General features: G+C 70.8%; 18 protein-coding genes. 7 read left to right on the top strand and 11 right to left on the bottom strand.

The window, feature by feature from the left end; genetic code table 11:
- The first annotated feature begins 37 nt into the window (after window positions 1-37).
- A complete protein-coding gene (locus OG906_RS11740; protein ID WP_329442340.1) occupies window positions 38-727 on the top strand; it encodes an XRE family transcriptional regulator in 690 nt (229 codons plus the stop codon).
- 125 nt (window positions 728-852) lie between these two features.
- On the opposite strand, the gene OG906_RS11745 is transcribed toward OG906_RS11740, so the two are convergent.
- Window positions 853-1,878: an ATP-dependent 6-phosphofructokinase gene (locus OG906_RS11745; RefSeq protein WP_053677521.1), complete on the bottom strand. Its 1,026-nt coding sequence runs from the start codon at window positions 1,876-1,878 to the stop codon at window positions 853-855.
- Window positions 1,879-2,186: 308 nt separating this feature from the next.
- Between OG906_RS11745 and pta the strand changes: the two genes are divergently transcribed.
- From pta to pyk, 3 genes are all read left to right on the top strand, one after another.
- Window positions 2,187-4,268: a phosphate acetyltransferase gene (pta, locus tag OG906_RS11750; protein WP_329442342.1), complete on the top strand. Its 2,082-nt coding sequence runs from the start codon at window positions 2,187-2,189 to the stop codon at window positions 4,266-4,268.
- Between the two features lie 55 nt (window positions 4,269-4,323).
- On the top strand, window positions 4,324-5,538 hold the full coding sequence (locus OG906_RS11755) for an acetate kinase (protein WP_329442344.1): 1,215 nt from the start codon (window positions 4,324-4,326) through the stop codon (window positions 5,536-5,538).
- A 63-nt stretch (window positions 5,539-5,601) separates the two neighbouring features.
- The gene (gene pyk, locus OG906_RS11760; RefSeq protein WP_053677515.1) at window positions 5,602-7,035 is read left to right on the top strand and encodes a pyruvate kinase; all 1,434 of its coding nucleotides are present in this window, start codon (window positions 5,602-5,604) and stop codon (window positions 7,033-7,035) included.
- A gap of 175 nt (window positions 7,036-7,210) precedes the next feature.
- On the opposite strand, the gene OG906_RS11765 is transcribed toward pyk, so the two are convergent.
- The 4 genes from OG906_RS11765 to OG906_RS11780 all read right to left on the bottom strand — a co-directional run bounded on the left by OG906_RS11765 (window position 7,211) and on the right by OG906_RS11780 (window position 11,440).
- Window positions 7,211-8,539, bottom strand: a complete 1,329-nt coding sequence (locus OG906_RS11765; protein WP_329442346.1) for a hypothetical protein — start codon at window positions 8,537-8,539, stop codon at window positions 7,211-7,213.
- On the bottom strand, window positions 8,529-9,083 hold the full coding sequence (locus OG906_RS11770) for a DUF6114 domain-containing protein (RefSeq protein ID WP_267797976.1): 555 nt from the start codon (window positions 9,081-9,083) through the stop codon (window positions 8,529-8,531). Before OG906_RS11770 ends, OG906_RS11765 begins: the two co-directional genes overlap by 11 nt.
- 99 nt (window positions 9,084-9,182) lie before the next feature.
- Window positions 9,183-9,833: a DUF6230 family protein gene (locus OG906_RS11775; protein WP_267797977.1), complete on the bottom strand. Its 651-nt coding sequence runs from the start codon at window positions 9,831-9,833 to the stop codon at window positions 9,183-9,185.
- Window positions 9,834-10,450: 617 nt separating this feature from the next.
- Entirely contained in the window at window positions 10,451-11,440 is a 990-nt protein-coding gene (locus tag OG906_RS11780) for a tetratricopeptide repeat protein (protein ID WP_329442349.1), read from the bottom strand.
- A 360-nt stretch (window positions 11,441-11,800) separates the two neighbouring features.
- On the opposite strand from OG906_RS11780, the gene OG906_RS11785 reads away from it, so the two are divergent.
- Window positions 11,801-12,439: a TetR/AcrR family transcriptional regulator gene (locus OG906_RS11785; protein WP_329442351.1), complete on the top strand. Its 639-nt coding sequence runs from the start codon at window positions 11,801-11,803 to the stop codon at window positions 12,437-12,439.
- Between the two features lie 144 nt (window positions 12,440-12,583).
- Here OG906_RS11785 and OG906_RS11790 read toward each other — a convergent pair whose 3' ends face one another.
- The 4 genes from OG906_RS11790 to OG906_RS11805 form a co-directional block, all read right to left on the bottom strand.
- Window positions 12,584-14,284 (bottom strand): acyl-CoA mutase large subunit family protein, encoded by a 1,701-nt coding sequence (locus OG906_RS11790; RefSeq protein WP_329442353.1) that lies wholly within the window; start codon window positions 14,282-14,284, stop codon window positions 12,584-12,586.
- A gap of 109 nt (window positions 14,285-14,393) precedes the next feature.
- On the bottom strand, window positions 14,394-14,723 hold the full coding sequence (locus OG906_RS11795; protein ID WP_053677720.1) for a DUF3817 domain-containing protein: 330 nt from the start codon (window positions 14,721-14,723) through the stop codon (window positions 14,394-14,396).
- A gap of 126 nt (window positions 14,724-14,849) precedes the next feature.
- The gene (locus OG906_RS11800) at window positions 14,850-15,359 is read right to left on the bottom strand and encodes a MarR family winged helix-turn-helix transcriptional regulator (RefSeq protein WP_053677500.1); all 510 of its coding nucleotides are present in this window, start codon (window positions 15,357-15,359) and stop codon (window positions 14,850-14,852) included.
- 21 nt (window positions 15,360-15,380) lie between these two features.
- Entirely contained in the window at window positions 15,381-16,646 is a 1,266-nt protein-coding gene (locus tag OG906_RS11805; RefSeq protein WP_329442355.1) for an MFS transporter, read from the bottom strand.
- A gap of 129 nt (window positions 16,647-16,775) precedes the next feature.
- Here OG906_RS11805 and OG906_RS11810 point away from each other — a divergent pair, with 129 nt between their 5' ends.
- Together OG906_RS11810 and OG906_RS11815 are read left to right on the top strand one after the other, a co-directional pair.
- Window positions 16,776-17,783: an ArsR/SmtB family transcription factor gene (locus tag OG906_RS11810; protein ID WP_329442357.1), complete on the top strand. Its 1,008-nt coding sequence runs from the start codon at window positions 16,776-16,778 to the stop codon at window positions 17,781-17,783.
- Between the two features lie 161 nt (window positions 17,784-17,944).
- Window positions 17,945-18,073 carry a hypothetical protein gene (locus OG906_RS11815; RefSeq protein ID WP_329442359.1) on the top strand — a complete coding sequence of 43 codons (129 nt, stop codon included), beginning with the start codon at window positions 17,945-17,947 and terminating at the stop codon, window positions 18,071-18,073.
- Between the two features lie 106 nt (window positions 18,074-18,179).
- Here OG906_RS11815 and OG906_RS11820 read toward each other — a convergent pair whose 3' ends face one another.
- Both OG906_RS11820 and OG906_RS11825 read right to left on the bottom strand, forming a co-directional pair.
- Complete coding sequence (locus OG906_RS11820) at window positions 18,180-18,485, bottom strand: MTH1187 family thiamine-binding protein (RefSeq protein ID WP_267797984.1); 306 nt, start codon at window positions 18,483-18,485, stop codon at window positions 18,180-18,182.
- Window positions 18,482-18,826, bottom strand: coding sequence for a DUF3817 domain-containing protein (locus OG906_RS11825; RefSeq protein ID WP_267797985.1), 345 nt, complete (start codon window positions 18,824-18,826; stop codon window positions 18,482-18,484). Before OG906_RS11825 ends, OG906_RS11820 begins: the two co-directional genes overlap by 4 nt.
- Window positions 18,827-18,963: the final 137 nt, after the last annotated feature.

An 18,963-nucleotide genomic window follows, 5' to 3' on the forward strand; every position in this document is an offset into this window, starting at 1 on the left:
TGGTCTGTAGTCGCCACGCCTTGGCCACTCCTACGGTGTGCTTGTGCACTCCAGCCCCCCCTTCAATGCCCCCGCCGCGCGTCGTCTGCGCGCGGCCCTGGGCATGGCGCCCGGCCACGTCGCTTATGGCCTGCGCGCCCAGTACGGACTGAATGTCGCGCCCGAAACCGTGATGGCCTGGGAGCGGGGCGAGGTCTCACCCACTTCCGCCGAGCTCACGGCGCTCGCCGGCGTGCTGTGGTGTTCCCCCGGGGAACTCATCGCCGCGCCGGTCACCCTTCGGGAGCATCGAATGGCCAGGGGGATGGCCGCCGAGGAATTGGCCCGGCGCATCGGGTTGGAGACGAACTCCTACCAGAAGATGGAGGACACCGGCCGCTGGAAGGGCAACGAGCGGCAGTCCGCCGCCCTCGCCTCGACGCTGGGACTGTCCCTGGCCCAGTTCGTGACCGCGACCGGGAAGCACGAGGAACTGGCCGACCTGCTGCGCAGCGCGGTCACCACGCGCTGGCAGGCCTACGGGAAACCGCTGTCCAAGATGCTGCCGGTGCCGAAGGCGCACCTGGAACGGGTGCTGGAGCGGCTGCACGGCGAGTACCAGTCCCGCATGGTCGCGACCCTGAGCTGGGGCGGCGGGGAGGGCACCGCCGGGACGGGGGATTCCGGCCGGGACTACCTCGCGGACATCGTGAACCGCTTCTGGGCCATCGCCGGCGGTGCCGAGTAGGACACGTTCCGGGCGGTTCGGGCCGGGGACGAAACGGCCCCGGCCGGTCCGCGGAGGGACTCGACCGGGGCCGTTCGGCGCGGGAAGTCGGGACGTGGGTCCCGCTCGCGCGGGCCGGGCACCGGTCAGAAGACGGATTCGGCCTCGTACATGCGGTCCTCCGGGACCGTCTTCAGCTCGGTGACGGCGTGCGCCAGCGGGGCCATCACGATGTCGGTGCCGCGCAGCGCGGTCATGTTGCCGTACTCGCCCCGGTGGACGGCCTCGACGGCGTGCCAGCCGAAGCGGGTGGCGAGCACGCGGTCGTACGCGGTCGGGGTGCCGCCGCGCTGGACGTGGCCGAGGATGACCGGGCGGGCCTCCTTGCCCAGGCGCCGCTCCAGCTCGACCGCGAGGCGGTTGCCGATGCCGGCGAAGCGCTCGTGACCGTACGCGTCGATGGCGCCCTTCTCGTACGGCATGGAGCCCTCGGCCGGGTGCGCGCCCTCGGCGACGCAGATGACGGCGAACTTCTTGCCGCGGGCGAACCGCTCCTCCACCATCTTCACCAGCGCGTCCACCTCGAAGGGGCGCTCCGGCAGGCAGATGCCGTGGGCGCCGCCGGCCATGCCGGACTCCAGGGCGATCCAGCCGGCGTGCCGCCCCATGACCTCGACGACCATCACGCGCTGGTGGGACTCGGCGGTGGTCTTGAGGCGGTCGATGGCCTCGGTCGCGACCATGACGGCGGTGTCGAAGCCGAAGGTGCGGTCCGTGGAGGAGATGTCGTTGTCGATGGTCTTCGGCACGCCGACGACCGGCATCCCGGCCTCCGACAGCATCCGGGCGGCGGTGAGCGTGCCCTCCCCGCCGATCGGGATGAGGGCGTCGATGCCGTAGCGGGTCGCCAATTCGCGGGCGTTCTCGGCCGCTTCGTGCAGGCGGGCCCGCTCCATGCGGGCTGAGCCGAGAATCGTGCCGCCGCGCGCGAGAATGCCGCTGACGGCATTGATGTCGAGCGGGCGGAAGTTGCCGTCGAGGAGGCCCTTGAAACCGTCCTCGAAGCCGATGATCTCGTCTCCGTGGCCGACGGCGGCGCGGTGTACGACCGACCGGATGACAGCGTTGAGGCCCGGGCAGTCGCCGCCTGCGGTGAGAACTCCGATACGCATCGTGCTGTGTCTCCTGCTCCTGGTCGTACCTGGCCGTCCGCGTGCGGGCGGGCGACCGTACATATGAAGGGCGTATTGATGAAGCCTGTCCGATTGTTCCATGGGCCGGGGGTGGGTCGCTCTGCACGCCACTACCCCCGAAGGGTCTTTCGGCCCCCCTGGACAGGCCCTTTTCCCGGCGGGCGGCCTATCTGCCCGCAGAGGTATTGTCAAGAGGTCAAGCCCCTATCAACCGGGTCGACCGACTCGGAGATCCGCGCGCGGCGCCCAGGAACCGCGCCGCGGCGACACATGGACGGAGAGCACGCGTGACGCGCAGCGTGTACGTGACCGGTATCGAGCGGGGGGACGGCCGACAGGTCGTCGAGCTGGGAATCATGGAGCTGCTGACCCGCCAGACAGCCCGGGTCGGTGTCTACCGTCCGCTGCTGCACGACGCTCCGGACCGGCTCTTCGACCTGCTGAAGGCCCGCTACCGGATCGACCAGGACGCGTCGACGGCCTACGGCATGGAGTACCACGAGGCCTGGGCCATCCAGGCCGAGAAGGGTACCGACGAACTGATCTCCCGGCTCGTCGACCGCTACCACCGGGTGGCCCGCGACTACGAGGTCATGCTCGTCCTCGGCACCGACTACGCCGACACCAACCTCCCGGACGAGCTGGCACTGAACGCCCGCCTCGCCAACGAGCTGGGGGCCGTGGTCGTGCCCGTCGTGGGCGGCACCAAGCACCCCGCCGAGGCCGTGCGCGCCGAGACCCGCAACGCCTACCGGGCGTACGAGAGCCTGGGCTGCCACGTCGTGGCGATGGTCGTCAACCGGGTGGCGGCCGAGGACCGGGACCACATCGCCGAGCGCCTGGCCGCCCGGATGCCGGTGCCCTGCTACGTGCTGCCGGACGACAAGTCGCTCTCCGCGCCGACCGTCGCCCAGATCACCCGCGCGCTCGGCGGCGAGGTGCTGCTGGGCGACGAGGCCGGGCTGGCGCGCGACGCCGTGGACTTCGTCTTCGGCGGCGCGATGCTGCCGAACTTCCTCAACGCGCTGACCCCCGGATGCCTGGTGGTCACCCCCGGGGACCGCTCCGACCTGGTCGTGGGCGCGCTGGCCGCGCACACCTCCGGCACCCCGCCGATCGCCGGCGTGCTGCTGACGCTCAACGAGCGGCCGACGCCGGCCGTGCTGACGCTGGCCTCGAAGCTCGCGCCGGGCACCCCGGTGGTCTCGGTCGCCGGCAACAGTTTCCCCACGGCCGCCGAACTCTTCTCGCTCCAGAGCCGGTTGAACTCGGCGACCCCGCGCAAGCTGGAGACCGCGCTCGGCCTGTTCGAGCGTCACGTGGACACCGCCGAGCTGCGCGACCTGCTGTCGGTGGCGCGCTCCGAGCGCGTCACCCCGATGATGTTCGAGCACGAGCTGTTGGAGCGGGCCCGCTCCGAACGCCGCCGCGTGGTGCTGCCCGAGGGCACCGAGGAGCGCGTGCTGCGCGCCGCGGACGTGGTGCTGCGGCGCGGGGTCTGTGACCTGACCCTGCTCGGCGAGGAGCCCGCGATCCTGAAGAAGGCCGCCGACCTGGGCATCGACATCTCGGCGGCCCAACTGATCGACCCGGCGACCTCTCCCCTGCGGGAACGATTCGCCGAGTACTACGCGCAGGTCCGCGCCCACAAGGGCATGACCGTCGAACTGGCCCACGACGTGGTCACCGACGTCAACTACTTCGGCACCCTGATGGTCCAGGAGGGCCTGGCCGACGGCATGGTCTCCGGCTCGGTGCACTCCACCGCCGCGACCATCCGCCCGGCCTTCGAGATCATCAAGACCAAGCCCGACGCCTCCATCGTCTCCTCGGTCTTCTTCATGTGCCTGGCCGACAAGGTCCTCGTCTACGGCGACTGCGCGGTCAACCCGGACCCCGGCGCCGAGCAGCTCGCGGACATCGCCGTCCAGTCGGCCGCCACCGCCGCCGCCTTCGGCGTCGAGCCGCGGATCGCGATGCTCTCGTACTCCACCGGCACGTCCGGCTCCGGCGCGGACGTCGACAAGGTGCGCAAGGCCACCGAGATCGTCCGCGAGCTGCACCCCGACCTGCTGATCGAGGGTCCGATCCAGTACGACGCCGCCGTGGAACCCTCCGTCGCCGCGACCAAGCTGCCCGAGTCGGAGGTGGCCGGCCGGGCGACCGTGCTGATCTTCCCCGACCTCAACACGGGCAACAACACGTACAAGGCGGTGCAGCGCTCGGCGGGCGCCGTCGCGGTCGGCCCGGTCCTCCAGGGCCTGCGCAAGCCGGTCAACGACCTCTCGCGCGGCGCCCTGGTCCAGGACATCGTCACCACCGTGGCGATCACCGCGATCCAGGCCCAGACGCAGCAGCCGGCCGGCTGACCCGCACGCCCCCCACCCCACGCGTCACCCCCACACACGAGAAGGCACCGCACCCGTGACCGCATCGCGCGTACTCGTCCTCAACTCCGGCTCCTCGTCGGTGAAGTACCAGCTCCTCGACATGACGGACTCCCGCCGCCTCGCCGTCGGGCTGGTGGAGCGGATCGGGGAGGAGACCTCGCGCCTGGTCCACGAACCCCTGACCGGACCCGGCGCCGCCGGCGGCAAGCGCGAGCGGGTCGGCGCGATCGCCGACCACGAGGCAGCGCTGCGGGCGGTGGCCGAGGAGCTGGCCGCCGACGGCCTGGGGCTGGACTCCCCCGAACTCGCGGCCGTGGGCCACCGGGTCGTGCACGGCGGGACCAGGTTCACCCGGCCCACGGTGATCGACGACGAGGTGCTGGCGGAGATCCGCAGCCTGATCCCGCTCGCCCCGCTGCACAACCCGGCGAACGTGACCGGCATCGAGGTGGCCCGCTCGCTGCGCGCCGACCTCCCGCAGGTGGCCGTCTTCGACACCGCCTTCCACTCGACGATGCCGGAGCACGTGGCCCGGTACGCGATCGACGCCGAGACGGCGGACAAGTACTCCATCCGGCGGTACGGCTTCCACGGCACCTCCCACGCCTACGTCTCGCGGGCCACGGCCGAGCTCCTCGGCCGGCCGGTGGAGGACGTGAACGTGATCGTGCTGCACCTGGGCAACGGCGCCTCGGCCTCGGCCGTGCGCGGCGGGGTGTGCGTGGAGACCTCCATGGGGCTGACCCCGCTGGAGGGACTGGTCATGGGAACCCGCTCGGGTGACCTGGATCCGGCCGTGATCTTCCACCTGGCGCGGGTAGGCGGCCTCTCGGTGGATGAGATCGATTCGCTCCTGAACAAGAAGAGCGGTCTGCTGGGCATGTGCGGCGACAACGACATGCGCGAGGTGCTGCGGCGCGCGGGCGAGGGCGACGAGGCGGCGGCGACCGCCTTCGCCGCCTACGTCCACCGTCTGAAGAAGTACATCGGCGCCTACTCGGCCGTGCTCGGCCGGGTGGACGCGGTGGCGTTCACGGCGGGCGTGGGCGAGAACGCCCACCAGGTCCGGGAGGCCGCGGTCGACGGGCTGGCCGAGCTGGGCCTCGCGCTGGACCTGGAGGCCAACGCCGCACGCTCCTCGGAGCCGCGCCTGATCTCGACGGAGTACGCCCGGGTGGCCGTGGCCGTGGTCCCGACGGACGAGGAACTGGAGATCGCCGCCCAGACGTACGCGCTGGTTACTCAGTAGTCACTTGGACTTTCCACCAGACGGAATATTCCGCTGCGAAACAAACCGGATAGGATCCGCTTCATGCGCCGTTCCAAAATCGTCTGCACCCTGGGCCCCGCCGTCGACTCGTATGAGCAGCTGAAAGCGCTCATCGAGGCAGGCATGAACGTGGCCCGATTCAACTTCAGCCACGGATCCCAGGCGGAACACCAGGAGCGGTACGACCGCGTCCGGAAGGTCTCCGAGGACACCGGGCGTGCCGTCGGCGTCCTCGCCGACCTCCAGGGTCCGAAGATCCGCCTGGAGACCTTCGCCGAGGGTCCCGTCGAGCTGGTGCGCGGTGACGAGTTCACCATCACCACCGAGGACGTCCCGGGCGACAAGTCCATCTGCGGAACCACCTACAAGGGCCTGCCCGGCGACGTCTCCCAGGGCGACCCGATCCTGATCAACGACGGCAACGTCGAGCTCCGCGTGACCGCGGTCGAGGGCCCCAAGGTCAAGACCATCGTCATCGAGGGCGGTGTCATCTCGGACCACAAGGGCATCAACCTGCCGGGTGCCGCCGTCAACGTCCCCGCCCTGTCGGAGAAGGACGTCGACGACCTGCGCTTCGCGTTGCGGATGGGCTGCGACATGGTCGCCCTGTCCTTCGTCCGCGACGCCAACGACGTCAAGGACGTCCACAAGGTCATGGACGAGGTCGGCCGCCGGGTCCCCGTCATCGCCAAGGTGGAGAAGCCCCAGGCCGTCGAGAACATGGCGGCCGTGGTGGACGCCTTCGACGCCGTCATGGTGGCCCGCGGTGACCTGGCCGTCGAGTATCCGCTCGAAAAGGTCCCGATGGTCCAGAAGCGGCTCATCGAGATGTGCCGCCGCAACGCCAAGCCGGTGATCGTCGCGACCCAGATGATGGAGTCGATGATCACCAACTCGCGCCCGACGCGCGCCGAGGCCTCCGACGTCGCCAACGCCATCCTCGACGGTGCGGACGCGGTCATGCTGTCCGCCGAGTCCTCGGTCGGCGCTTACCCGATCGAGACCGTCAAGACGATGTCGAAGATCGTCACGGCGGCCGAGGAGGAGCTCCTCTCCAAGGGCCTCCAGCCGCTGGTCCCGGGCAAGAAGCCGCGCACCCAGGGCGGCGCCGTCGCCCGCGCGGCCTGCGAGATCGCCGACTTCCTCGACGCGAAGGCCCTCGTCGCCTTCACCCAGTCCGGCGACACGGCCCGCCGCCTGTCGCGCTACCGCGCGTGCCAGCCGATCCTGGCCTTCACCACCGACACCGGCACCCGCAACCAGCTCACGCTGAGCTGGGGCGTCGAGTCGTACGTGGTCCCGCACGTGGACAACACCGACGCGATGGTCGACCTGGTGGACGCGGAGCTGCTGAAGCTCAACCGCTACCACCCGGGCGACTCGATGATCATCACGGCCGGCTCCCCTCCCGGTGTCCCGGGCACGACCAACATGGTCCGCGTCCACCACCTGGGCGGCGACGACTCCCGCGCCTGACCCTGGGCGCGACCCGTCGCGCGACTCTGCCGCACAGAGACCGAGGGCGGCACCCCGGATGATCCGGGGTGCCGCCCTCGGTGCGTTCGGGGCGGCGCGGCGGGTGGCACACGACCGAGGCCCGCTCCCTTTCCGGGAGCGGGCCTCGGTCGTGCGTGCGGGGTGCGCGGGGGTTCTACTCCGGCGGGCCGATGTAGTTCTTGAGGCCCGGGACCGTGAGGTTGCCGCCGAACTGGCCGGCCTGGACGACCTTGACGTTCGTGAAGAACGCGAAGGGGACGTTCAGGGGCGGCGGGCTGTTCGGGGTGAACTCGATCGGGATCAGACCGAAGAGGTTGCCCTTGAGGCTCTCGGTGTACATCGTCACCGTGCCGCCGCGGATGGTGGACGTGGAGCCCGGACGCGACTTCAGGTGGGCGACGTTCCCCTCCTTGCCGACGGTCTGGTACAGGTCCTTGATGTCCAGGGAGTCCGCCGTGAACTTCAGGACCTTCTTGACCTTGCCGCCCGCCGTCTTCACCTCGACGATGCCCGCGTAGTCCAGGCCGTAGAGGGTCAGTCGGGAGCTGTCGAGGTACCAGGGCTCGTCGGGCAGGAGCGGGATGCCCGGCTCCAGCTTGGCGTCGGCCAGCGCCTTGGCGTCGAGGGTCGGACAGGGGAAGGGTTCCTTCCCGTCCGCGTCCTTGGTCGCCGAGGTCGAGGGAGAGGGGGACGGCGAGGTCTTGTCCTCGTCATCGTCCTTCTTCTCGTCGGACTTGCCCTTGTCGGACTTGTCCTTGTCGGTGGCCTTGCCCGTCTCGTCCTTGGGGGACTTGGCGGTGTCCTTGACGTCCTGGGGCAGTTCCTCGACCTTGGCGCCCGCCTGCTTCGCCGCCTCGCGGATCGCGTCCGCCGACGGGTCGGGCTTGGGCGCGGTGGACGTGGTGGGCGCCGGGGTGGCCGGCTTCTGCGCACCCTTGAGGGGCTTGCCGAGCTCGTCGAAGAAGTCCTTGACCTTGTCACCGACACCCAGCGGGTCGAGGGGGTTCGTGGGCTTGGCCGCCGAGGCGGACGGCGACGGGGAGGCGCTCGCGGACGGGGTGGCCGCCGGAGTGCTCTGCTTCGCCTTCTCGGGCGTGGTGGGCTTGGAAGCGGACGGCTTCGTACCGGGCTTGGGTGCCACCGCGCTCGCACCGGGCGAGGGGGTCGCGCTCGGCGACGTGCTCGCGCTCGGCGAAGGCGACCTGGACGCGGACGGCGAGGCCGACTCCGCGGGCTCGTCGGACCGTGTCACGCACGGACCGGGCGCGAAGGGGATGTCCTTGTCGTCGGCCAGGGCCAGCTTGGGGGCCATGCCCATCCCGACGAACACGGCGGTCGGCATGGCCGCCAGTGCCATCGTCTTGCCGACGGGTATCTGGAACTTGGTCAGCAGCGACTTCCTGGGCGCCGCGTGTCGCGGGCCCTTCCTTTCACGGGACTCCGCGTCCGGGGTCACACCCCGCCGCGTCTCGTCACCCCGCACTGTTCCTCCCGCCATCGGCGTGGGCAGTCGTCTCGGTCGCGTAAGCCGTTTCCGTGTCGCGGGGACCGGGGACGGCCAGGTACGGGCCGTCCGCGAGGGCCGCGCCCTTGTCCGTGGCGTCCACTTCCTCCGGATCTGCCGGCTTGCCGGGCGCCCAGGAGAGCGCGAGCGCACCGCCCAGCAGGGAGAAGAGGAACCCGATGAAGAAGCCTCCGAGGTTGGAGACCGGCAGGGACACCAGGGCCAGCAGGATCGACGCGACTCCTGCGAAGACCCGCATGCTCTGCTGGAACCAGAGGGCGACACCCAGGGTCATCAAGAGGAGGCCGATGATCAGCGAACCCGCGCCCGCCGTCGTCGCCATGGCGAGGGTGACGTTGCCCAGCCGAAGGTCCGCGTAAGGGAAGTACGCGATCGGGAAGCCCCCGAAGAGGATGAAGAGCCCGGCCCAGAAGGGGCGTTGCCCCCTCCAGTCGCGGAAGCGGTGACGCACCACGGTGAGCCAATGTTCGTCTGCGGAGCGAACCGGGGCCTCGGCGTTCATGGACAACAGCTCCCTGGAAACGGTGGTACGGAAAACTGTGTGGGCCCGGGAGGGTCGGCGACGACATAGCCGGCCCTCCCGGTCACGCACCGGAACCGACTACTTGACGTCGGAGTCCTTGTAGCAGGGCTCGTCCCCACCGAGCAGGCGCAGCTTGAGGTCGGGCAGCGTGAAGGTACCCGCCGTCGTCGCCCACGCCTTCTGGCGCACCTTGGTCAGCTTGGCCACCTTGGCCCGCTGGGAGAACAGCGCGCCGTCGGAGACCGTGCCGGCCTTCGGCTTGGTGGTGTGCGAGCCGTCGCCCACTGCGACACCGATGTCGAGGTCGGTGAACTCGGCGTCCGCGTCGAGCTCGGCGACGTCGAGGTAGATGTTCTTCGCAACGGCGGCTTCGCCCTTGTTGCCCGTGCGCAGCTGGAGCGTGATGTTGCCGAGCGGAGTCGGCGTCACCAGGGACTGGCACATGTTGGTGATCTTGGCGGAGCTGAAGCCCGACACCGTGACCGGGTGGTACGACTTCTTGTCCTTGTTGCCCAGGGTGGCACCCTCGGCGACGCTGCCGTACTGGATCAGGTTCTCACCGACGAGCTCGTCGGCCGAGACCTTGAAGTCCTGGCCCGAGACGCTGAAGGACGCCGCGAGGGCACCCTGCGCCAGACCCACACCGACCGCGGCCGTGGCCGCGATGCTCGGCACCATGACGAGAGCGAAGCGCTTCCATCTGGTCCCACCACGAACCTGAGAACTCATTTTCGTTCCTCCTTCTCGGACGTACATCTCCGGTCCGGGCAGTGCCCGTCCTGGGATGGGAGAAGTGCTACGTCCTCGGGAAGAAGCGCGAGCGGCCGAGCCGCGGCGAGGCCGCGTCCGTACACAGGCGTTCACCCCCGAGCGACAACCACTGGGCCACGCGTTCGCGCAACCTGGGGGGACAGGCCCTGCCGGTGCGGCAGGTACCCCCCTGTCCCACGGCCGGTGCCACTGCCACAGGCCGACTCGGTGGGGACCCTCCACCGCGGCTCCGGATGAGCGGCTCTGCGGGAAGGACCGAGCGTGGCCGATCGTGGTCCATTCGCGGCCGGGGCACAAGGGGGTTCGTTACTGGCGGGTAACGGCTGGATAACCGGAGTGAGGCCCACTGTCGTCGGGGGGCAACACAGGGTGTCACCCAGGGCCACGACAAACAGGGAACGAGCGAACCAACCGGACAGATCACGGGGTTCGACTTACTGCGAGTAACAGCGGCCGCGATTACCAAGTTTTGGTAAAGCGCGGCCGCTGTTACTCCATGTGTCAACAAATCGCCGGCGGCCCGTCGAACTCCGGGGACGCCCCCGGACCGGCCACGGACCGTTTCGGGACCGGGCCTAGAAGAGCACCCGCGCGAGGGCGGTACGGGCCGCCGACACCCGGGGGTCGTCCGCCCCGATGACTTCGAACAGCTCCAGGAGCCTCAGCCGTACCGTGTCCCGGTCGTCACCGAACGTCACCCGCACGGTGTCCACAAGGCGCCCGAAGGCGTCCTCCACGTGACCGCCGACCAGGTCCAGGTCGGCCGCGGCGATCTGCGCCGCCGGGTCCTTGGGGTTCTCGGCGGCCGCGGTGCGCACCGCCTGCGGGTTCATGTCCTGGACCCGGACGAGGAGTTCCGCCTGGGCCAGGCCCAGCTTGGCCTCGATGTTGGCCGGGGCGTCGGCCAGTACGTTCTTGTACGCCTGCACCGCGCCGGCCAGGTCGCCCGCGTCGAGCGCGACGACGGCCGCCTCCAGCAGGGCGTCGTACGGGCCGACGGGCTCGGCGGTCTCGACCGGGGCCCGTTCGGCGCTCGGGTCGACCTGGACGCCGATGAGACCGAAGCGCTCCTCCGCGACCTGGACCAGCTGGGCCAGGGTCTCGCGGATCTGCTGCTCGGGGGCCGCGCCCTGGAACAGGGGCAGCACCTGGCCGGCGACCACGGCGAAGACGGCCGGGATGCCCTGGATGCCGAACTGCTGCATGAGCAGCTGGTTGGCGTCGACGTCCACCTTGGCCAGGACGAGGCGACCGTTCGCCTCGACGGTCAGCCGCTCCAGGAGGGGGCTGAGCTGCTTGCACGGCTCACACCACTCGGCCCAGAAGTCGAGGACGACGGGAACCTGGTCGGAGAGCTGGATGACATCGCGGTCGAAACCGGCCTCGTCTACGTCGATGACGAGCGCGGACGGCGGTACGGCGCCGGTGGGCGCGGCGTCGGCGTCGGCGCCGCCCTGGCGGTTCGCCTCGGCGCGCGCCTGCTCGGCCTTCGCCTTGGCCTCGCCGGCGGCCTTCACCGCGGCGAGGTCGACGACGCCGCTCATGGACATGTTTCTGGGCTGCATGCGTACATCCTCCCCCGTGTGCGCGCGCCGACGAAAAAGATCGGACAAGATCGCGTGAGGAATTCCCGCGCGGGCCCGATCGGTGTTACCCGTGTTGTTGATGTTGCCTGTGCTGCCTGTGTTGCTGCTCCACCGCTGACGCGGTGGAGCAGCGCCCCGTGTTGCGTCGTACCGCTTCGGTACGGCTTCGCTTCCCTGAGGTCGGCACCGGGTCCCCACCCGACGCCCGTAGCTTCGCGTGGTTGTCGCTCTTACGCTACGAGCCGTAGCGTAACTCCCCCCGGCCTCCGGCGCCCCGTGATCTGAACCACAGCGATCGGGCCACCGACGGGTCACCTACTGGCGGGTATGGTCACCGCCATGCGCAACCCCAGCCCCGGCACCAGCTCCCCGCAAGGCCGCACCGGCCGCCCCCGCAGCGCGGCGGCGGACGAGGCGATCCTCGCCGCGACGCGGGACGCGCTGGTCGAGCTGGGCTGGTCGAAGCTGACGATGGGCGACGTCTCCGCCCGCGCCGGTGTCGCGAAGACCACCCTGTACCGGCGGTGGGCGAACAAGAACGAGCTGGTGGTCGACGCGGTCGCGGAGCTCTTCGACGCGCTCGAACTGCCCGACCGGGGCTCGTTGGAAGCCGACATCGAGTACGTGGTGCTGCGCTTCGCGGAGTTGCTGCGGCGGCCGGAGGCCCGTACGGCCCTGATGGCGGTGGTCGCCGAGTCCACCCGGGACGAGGCCCTGCGGGACCGGATCCGGTCGGCGATCGTGGATCGGCAGAAACGTCTCGTCGTACTGGGTCGCGAGCGCGCGCAGGCGCGGGGCGAACTCCCCTACGAGGAGGACGAGTCCCTGGCGAACCACACCACGGACCTGATCTTCGACGTGATCGCGGGCACGGTGGTGCACCGGGCCCTGGTCAGCTCCGAGCCGGTGGACGAACTCTGGGTGGCCACCTTCACGGCCCTGCTGATGCACGGCCTCCTGGGCGCGACACCGGCCTGAGCCGCAGGCCCCCTGAGCCGGTCCCGAACCCGGGCCCCGACCACGGCCCGGGCCGCGGCCCACGCGAAAGCCGGCCGCGGCGCCTCCCGCAGGGGGCACCACGACCGGCTGTCGTGAACGAGTCGACCCCACGCGGTGTGGGGATCAGAAGCCGGGCGGCTCGGTGTACGTGCCCCACTCGTCCCGCAGGACGTTGCAGATCTCGCCCATGGTGGCCTCGGCCCGCACCGCGTCCAGCATCGCCGGGATCATGTTCGAGCCGTCCCGGGCGGCGGCCAGCATGGTGTCCAGCGAGGCCTTGACCTTGGCGTCGTCCCGACGGCCCTTGCGCGCGGCCAGTTCCTCGACCTGTACGCGCTCCACCTCGTGGCTGACCCGGAGGATCTCCAGGTCGCCGGTGACCGATCCGTGGTGGACGTTGACGCCGACGACCCGCTTGTCGCCCTTCTCCAGGGACCGTTGGTAGGTGAAGGCCGATTCGGCGATCTCCCCGGTGAACCAGCCGTCCTCGATGCCGCGCAGGATGCCCGAGGTGATCGGCCCGATGGGGTGCCGGCCGTCCGGATGGGCGCGCAGTCCGCGCTCCTTGATCTGATCGAAGATCTTCTCGGCTTCGGCCTCGATGCGGTCGGTGAGCTGCTCGACGTACCAGGAACCGCCCAGCGGGTCGGCCACGTTGGCCACGCCGGTCTCCTCCATCAGCACCTGCTGCGTGCGCAGGGCGATCTCGGCGGCCTGCTCGCTCGGCAGGGCGAGGGTCTCGTCGAGGGCGTTGGTGTGCAGCGAGTTGGTGCCGCCGAGGACGGCCGCGAGGGCTTCCACGGCGGTCCGCACGACGTTGTTGTACGGCTGCTGGGCGGTGAGGGAGACGCCGGCGGTCTGGGTGTGGAAGCGCAGCCACATCGTCTTGTCGGACTGTGCGCCGTAGACCTCCTTCATCCAGCGGGCCCAGATCCTGCGGGCGGCGCGGAACTTGGCGATCTCCTCGAAGAAGTCGAGGTGCGCGTCGAAGAAGAAGGAGAGGCCGGACGCGAAGTGGTCCACGTCCAGGCCGCGGGAGAGGCCCAGCTCCACGTAGCCGAAGCCGTCGGCGAGGGTGTAGGCGAGTTCCTGCGCGGCCGTGGCTCCGGCCTCGCGGATGTGGTAGCCGGAGACGGACAGCGGCTTGTAGGCCGGGATGCCGTTCGCGCAGTACTCCATGAGGTCGCCGATGAGGCGCAGGTGCGGCTCGGGTTCGAAGAGCCACTCCTTCTGGGCGATGTACTCCTTGAAGATGTCGGTCTGGAGCGTGCCGTTGAGCACGGCCGGATCGACGCCTTGGCGCTCGGCGGCGACCAGGTACATGCAGAAGGCGGGGACGGCGGGGCCGCTGATGGTCATCGAGGTGGTGACGTCGCCGAGCGGGATGTCCTTGAACAGGATCTCCATGTCGGCGGCGGAGTCGATGGCCACACCGCAGTGCCCGACCTCGCCGAGGGCGCGGGGGTCGTCGGAGTCGCGTCCCATCAGGGTCGGCATGTCGAAGGCGACGGAGAGCCCGCCACCGCCGGCGGCCAGGATCATCTTGTAGCGCTCGTTGGTCTGCTCGGCGTTGCCGAAGCCGGCGAACTGCCGGATCGTCCAGGTCCGCCCGCGGTATCCGGTGGCGTGCAGGCCCCGGGTGTAGGGGTACTCCCCCGGCCAGCCGATGCGCTCGAATCCCTCGTACGAGTCGCCGGGCCGGGGCCCGTAGACGGGATCGACGGCATCGCCGGAGAGCGTCGTGAAATCGGCCTCGCGCTTGCGGGCTTTGTCGTACCGGGCCTGCCAGCGACGGCGGCCCTCCTCGATGGCGTCAGCGTCCATACCCATGAATTTACTAGGACGTCCTAGTAAATGTCGATGGCAAACCCCCGGGGAGTCTTCCCGGGGGTGTTCGCTCAGGCGCGCCGCGAGCCGCGCGCCGGCATCGACGCTAGGCCTTGGCGGTGGTCAGACCGTCTTCGACCAGCGGCTCGACCTCGGCGCGGACCTTGCGCTCGACGAAGAAGGCCGCGAGCGGAATCGTTCCGCTGACCATGACCCAGAGCATCTTCCCGAAGGGCCACCGGGCCTTGGAGCTCAGGTCGAAGGCGAAGACCAGGTAGATCATGAAGAGCACGCCGTGGGCCTGCGAGACCACGAAGGTCAGGTCGGCGCCCTTGTCGAAGCCGTACTTGAAAACCATGCAGGTGCACAGCACCAGCAGCATCACGGCAGTGACAAAGGCCATCACCCGGTACCGGGTCAGCACGCTTCGTTTCATGGCCACGAGCCTAACCGTCCGTTTTGCGCGATCTTGACGCGGGCCCCGTGAGCGAGATCGCGATCGACGCCGCGCCCGACGCCCGTGCCCGACGCCCGTGCCCGACGCGGGCCCCGCGTGCGGGAACTACTTCTCGTCGAAGTCGCCCGCGGACACCCGCAGGGGGCGCAGCAGGGCGAAGATCTCCCCGCACTCCTCGGTGTCGTACGCCCCGAGGCCGAAGTCGATCTCCATCAGGTCCCGGGTCGCGGCCTCGACGACCTCGCGACCCTTGTCGGTGATCGACGCGAGCGTGCCGCGCCCGTCGTTCGGGTTGGGCCGCTTGGCCACCAGTCCGGAGCGCACCAACCGGTCCACGGTGTTGGTCACCGAGGTCGGGTGGACCATCAGTCGCTCGCCGATCTTCGACATCGTCAGCTCGCCGGCCTGCGAGAACGTCAGCAGCACGAGGGCCTCGTACCGGGCGAAGGTCAGTCCGTACGGCTTCACCACGGCGTCGACCTCACCGAGCAGGATCTGGTGCGCCCGCATGATCGAGGTGATGGCTGCCATCGAGGGCACCGGACCCCAGCGGCGCTCCCAGAGTTCGTCGGCGCGGGCGATGGGGTCGAAGGGAAGGCTGAGCGGCTTGGGCATCCACCAGACCCTACCGGGCGGTCATTTGGCGGTCAGCCCCGTCTCATCCCTCGGCCCCCCGGCGGCCGGGGCGCAGGCGCGCAATTCGGCCAGCAGGGCCAGGACGACGAGGGTGCCGAGCACCCCCGACGCGGTGACGACGACGTGGACCGGCAGGAACTCGGCGGCGAGCCCGGCCAGGGCCATGCCGACTCCCTGGAGGGTCATCATCCCGGTCCCGAGCAGGGTCATCGCCCGACCGCGCAGCTCCTCGGGCACGGCGTCCACGTACATCCGGTCGAGCCCGAGGGTGTACGCGTGCGCCAGCCCGGCCAGCAGCAGCGCCGCCAGGGTGACGGCGATGCCCGGCCGCGCGGCGTACAGCAGGAGCGGCGACAGGCCGGCCGCCGCGAGCGGGGCCACGATCCGCGAACGCGTTCGGGCGGTGAGTACGGAGCCCGCCCAGAGTTCACCCGCGATGGTGCCGACGGGCAGCGCGCACATCAGCAGGCCGAGGGCGACGGTTCCGGCGCCGATGCCGTCGACGTACGGGGCGAGCAGCGCCTCGGGGACCACGACGAAGACCGGCGGCAGCCAGAACAGCAGCGTCAGCACGCGCGTCCGGCGGTGCCCGAAGACGGCCCGCAGCCCGCCGAGCGGGGTGCCGCCGGCGCCGGCGCGGGCGGGTCGGGCCGCCGTGCCGAGGCGCAGCAGGAGCGCGGAGCCCAGGAAGCCGGCGGCGGTGAGCGCGAGGGCCCCGCGGGGCGGGAGGACCGTGAGCAGCAGCCCCCCGAGGCCGAATCCGATGAGTTGGGCGCTCTGCGCGACCATGCGCAGCAGCGACCGGCCGAGGACGAAAACGTCGCCGGTCCCGAGGATGTCGGCGAGCGAGGCACTGCGGGCGCCCTGGAAGAGGGGTGCGACGAACGACATGGCGCAGCGCAGGGCGAGGAGCCCGGCGACGGGGGTGCCGGGCAGGACCATGGCCGCCGCGCAGGCCGCGCAGACGAGGTCGCAGCCAACGAGCACCCGGCGGGCGGGGTACCGGTCGGCGAGCCCGGCGAGCAGGGTGCCGCCGAGGGCGTAGGGGAGGAATCCGAGGGCGAAGGTGAGCGCGCTCATCAGCGGTGAGCCGGTCAGCCGGTACACGAGGACGGTCAGGCTGATCTCGGCGACGACGACGCCGAGCACGGACATCAGGTGCGCGGCGAAGACGCTCCGGAACTCCCGGACCCGGAAGACGGCCCGGTATCCGGGGTCGGCCGGGTCCGCCGCGTGATCGACGGCCGGTTGGTTGACGGTTGCCATGCGGCCAGCCTGGTCGGGACTAGGCTCCGGGGGCAGGGATTCGTTCCCCGCCGAATCTTCGCCCCCGATCTTCGCCCCGCCTTCCGCCGTGAGGGCCGCCGGGGAGCCCTCGGGGCCTCGGGAGGGTCGATGCCGTACCACTACCGCTTCGGTCCGGTGGACCTGCTGCGCTGCCGCTTCTCGATCTCCCCGCGCTGGGAGACGCACGAGGCGGTCCGGGTCCTGCTGTACCGGAACCGCCAGGCCTACCACCTGCCCTGGCTGCGGGGGATCCGTGAAGCGGCGGACGGCCTGGACCTGCGTCCGCTGTGGCTGCTGATGCCCGACAAGGGGCACAATCCGGACTTCCTCAGCCCGCCGCCGTCCGGCCCGTCGGTGACCTTCGAGGAGGAGCTGGCCCGGGTGCGCGCGGCCGATCCGGGCGCGGCCCGAGAGGACCTGCGGCGCTCCCTGGTGTGTACGCCGGGGGCCGCGGAGAGCGAGATCGGGCAGCGGTTGCTGGCGGATCCGGAGCGGGCCGTGCGGGAGTTGGCGGACCTGCTGGAGCGGGCCTGGACCTGCCTGGTCGCCCCGCACTGGCCGAGGCTGCGGGCCCTGCTGGAGGCGGACGTCCTCTTCCACTCCCGCAGGCTCGCGGCGGGCGGGTTGGAGGCCCTCTTCGACGGGCTCCACCCGGACCTGCGGTGGTCCGGGGACACCCTCGTCATCGACCGGCGCACGCACCACGACCGCTCGCTCGACGGCCAGGGCCTGTTGTTGATGCCGAGCGCGTTCGTCTGGCCCGAGGTGGTCGGGGGCTACGACCCGCCGTGGCAGCCGACGGTCGTCTACCCGGCCCGGGGCATCGGGGCGCTGTGGGCGGCCTCGGAGGGGCCGACCCCGCAGGCGCTCACCCGGCTGCTGGGGCGGGCCCGGGCCGAGATCCTGCGCGCCCTGGAGGAACCCGCGTCCACCTCGGCGCTGGCCAGCCGACTCCGCCTGGCGCCGTCCACCGTCTCGGCCCACCTGAAGACCCTCCAGTCGGCGGGGCTCCTCCTCTCGTCCCGGCACGGCCACCGGATCCTCTACGAACGCACGCCCCTGGCCATCGCGTTGGCCACGGGCGCCGATCCCGGTGCCGGGTCCTCCCCGTCCTGACGGGAGCCTCGTACCGACGGGAGGGCGGGCGGCGGGCGGCGGGCGGCGGGCGGCGGGCGGCGGGCGGCGGCGCACGGTGTTGCGGACCGGGCCCCTCGATGCCCGACATGTCACGATGTGCCGGACCGCTGCCCGCCCCTTCGTCGCGAGGAAGCCGCCGGATGCCAGGCCGTCACCCCCCGTTCCGCAGCCGCCGCGTCCCCGCCGCACTCGGCCTCGTGCTCCTGCTCCTGGCCGCACCCGGCTGCGGCGGCGCCCCGGACGGTCCCGAGCCGGCGCCCCCGGGGTGAGCGCGGGGGCCGTCCGGGTGAGCGCGCCGGCCCCGGCGGGGCAACACGCAAGCGCCCCCGGCCTGGTCGGCCGGGGGCGCTTCGCGTCACGAGGGGTGCGGGGGCGTCAGCCCTCGGAGCCGGCGGCGAGGTGGCGCTCGACGGTCTCCACCTTGGAGGTCATGCCGTCGCTGACACCGGGACGGATGTCGGCCTTGAGGATGAAGGAGACCCGGGGCGCCCGCGCCTCCACGGCGGCGACGGCGCGCTTCACCACGTCCATCACTTCGTCCCAGTCGCCTTCCACGGTCGTGAACATCGCGTCGGTGTGGTTCGGCAGCCCGGACTCCCGTACGACACGGACCGCGTCGGCGACGTACTCGCCGACCTCCTCGCCCACCCCGAGCGGGGTCACGGAGAACGCGATGATCATGCGCGGGCCGCCTCGCGCGCCCGCGCGGCCAGGACGCTGTCGGCCTCTTCGCGCTTGAGCAGCCGGTCCCCGTACAGCCCGCCGAACGGCAGCAGCGCCAGCAGGAAGAACAGCGCCACCTTCTTCAGCGGCCACTTCGCCTTGTTCCAGACGTCGAGCAGGAAGACCGCGTAGATGACGAAGAGGATCCCGTGCAGGATTCCCAGCGGCATCATCAGGTAGTCGATGTCGGAGACCCGGCTGAGGAGCGAGCCGAAGATCAGCAGGGCCGGGAACGACAGGGCCTCCGGTACGGAGATGAGGCGCAGCCGGTGCAGGGCGGAAGCGGTCTTGATGTCCACGTGGAACCTTCGCGGGAGGAGGCCGGGGGTCCTTCCCAGTGTCTCAGCCGCACTTCGGGATCTTGACCGGGGTACCCGGGAACGACCGAGTGTGGCGGATATCGGCCACGAAGCCCTGTTCGGTCCCGCACTCTGCG

The organism is Streptomyces sp. NBC_01426 (assembly GCF_036231985.1).
In the GTDB taxonomy this organism is placed as follows: Bacteria; Actinomycetota; Actinomycetes; order Streptomycetales; family Streptomycetaceae; genus Streptomyces.

Coding starts and splice junctions, on each gene's coding strand:
- OG906_RS11785 (WP_329442351.1), top strand. CDS start 11,801: ATGCGCAACCCCAGCCCCGGCACCAGCTCCCCGCAAGGCCGCACCGGC.
- pyk (WP_053677515.1), top strand. CDS start 5,602: ATGCGCCGTTCCAAAATCGTCTGCACCCTGGGCCCCGCCGTCGACTCG.
- OG906_RS11745 (WP_053677521.1), bottom strand. CDS start 1,878: ATGCGTATCGGAGTTCTCACCGCAGGCGGCGACTGCCCGGGCCTCAAC.
- OG906_RS11810 (WP_329442357.1), top strand. CDS start 16,776: ATGCCGTACCACTACCGCTTCGGTCCGGTGGACCTGCTGCGCTGCCGC.
- OG906_RS11790 (WP_329442353.1), bottom strand. CDS start 14,284: ATGGACGCTGACGCCATCGAGGAGGGCCGCCGTCGCTGGCAGGCCCGG.
- OG906_RS11820 (WP_267797984.1), bottom strand. CDS start 18,485: ATGATCATCGCGTTCTCCGTGACCCCGCTCGGGGTGGGCGAGGAGGTC.
- OG906_RS11795 (WP_053677720.1), bottom strand. CDS start 14,723: ATGAAACGAAGCGTGCTGACCCGGTACCGGGTGATGGCCTTTGTCACT.
- OG906_RS11805 (WP_329442355.1), bottom strand. CDS start 16,646: ATGGCAACCGTCAACCAACCGGCCGTCGATCACGCGGCGGACCCGGCC.
- OG906_RS11815 (WP_329442359.1), top strand. CDS start 17,945: ATGCCAGGCCGTCACCCCCCGTTCCGCAGCCGCCGCGTCCCCGCCGCA.
- OG906_RS11775 (WP_267797977.1), bottom strand. CDS start 9,833: ATGAGTTCTCAGGTTCGTGGTGGGACCAGATGGAAGCGCTTCGCTCTC.
- OG906_RS11800 (WP_053677500.1), bottom strand. CDS start 15,359: ATGCCCAAGCCGCTCAGCCTTCCCTTCGACCCCATCGCCCGCGCCGAC.
- OG906_RS11780 (WP_329442349.1), bottom strand. CDS start 11,440: ATGCAGCCCAGAAACATGTCCATGAGCGGCGTCGTCGACCTCGCCGCG.
- OG906_RS11770 (WP_267797976.1), bottom strand. CDS start 9,083: ATGAACGCCGAGGCCCCGGTTCGCTCCGCAGACGAACATTGGCTCACC.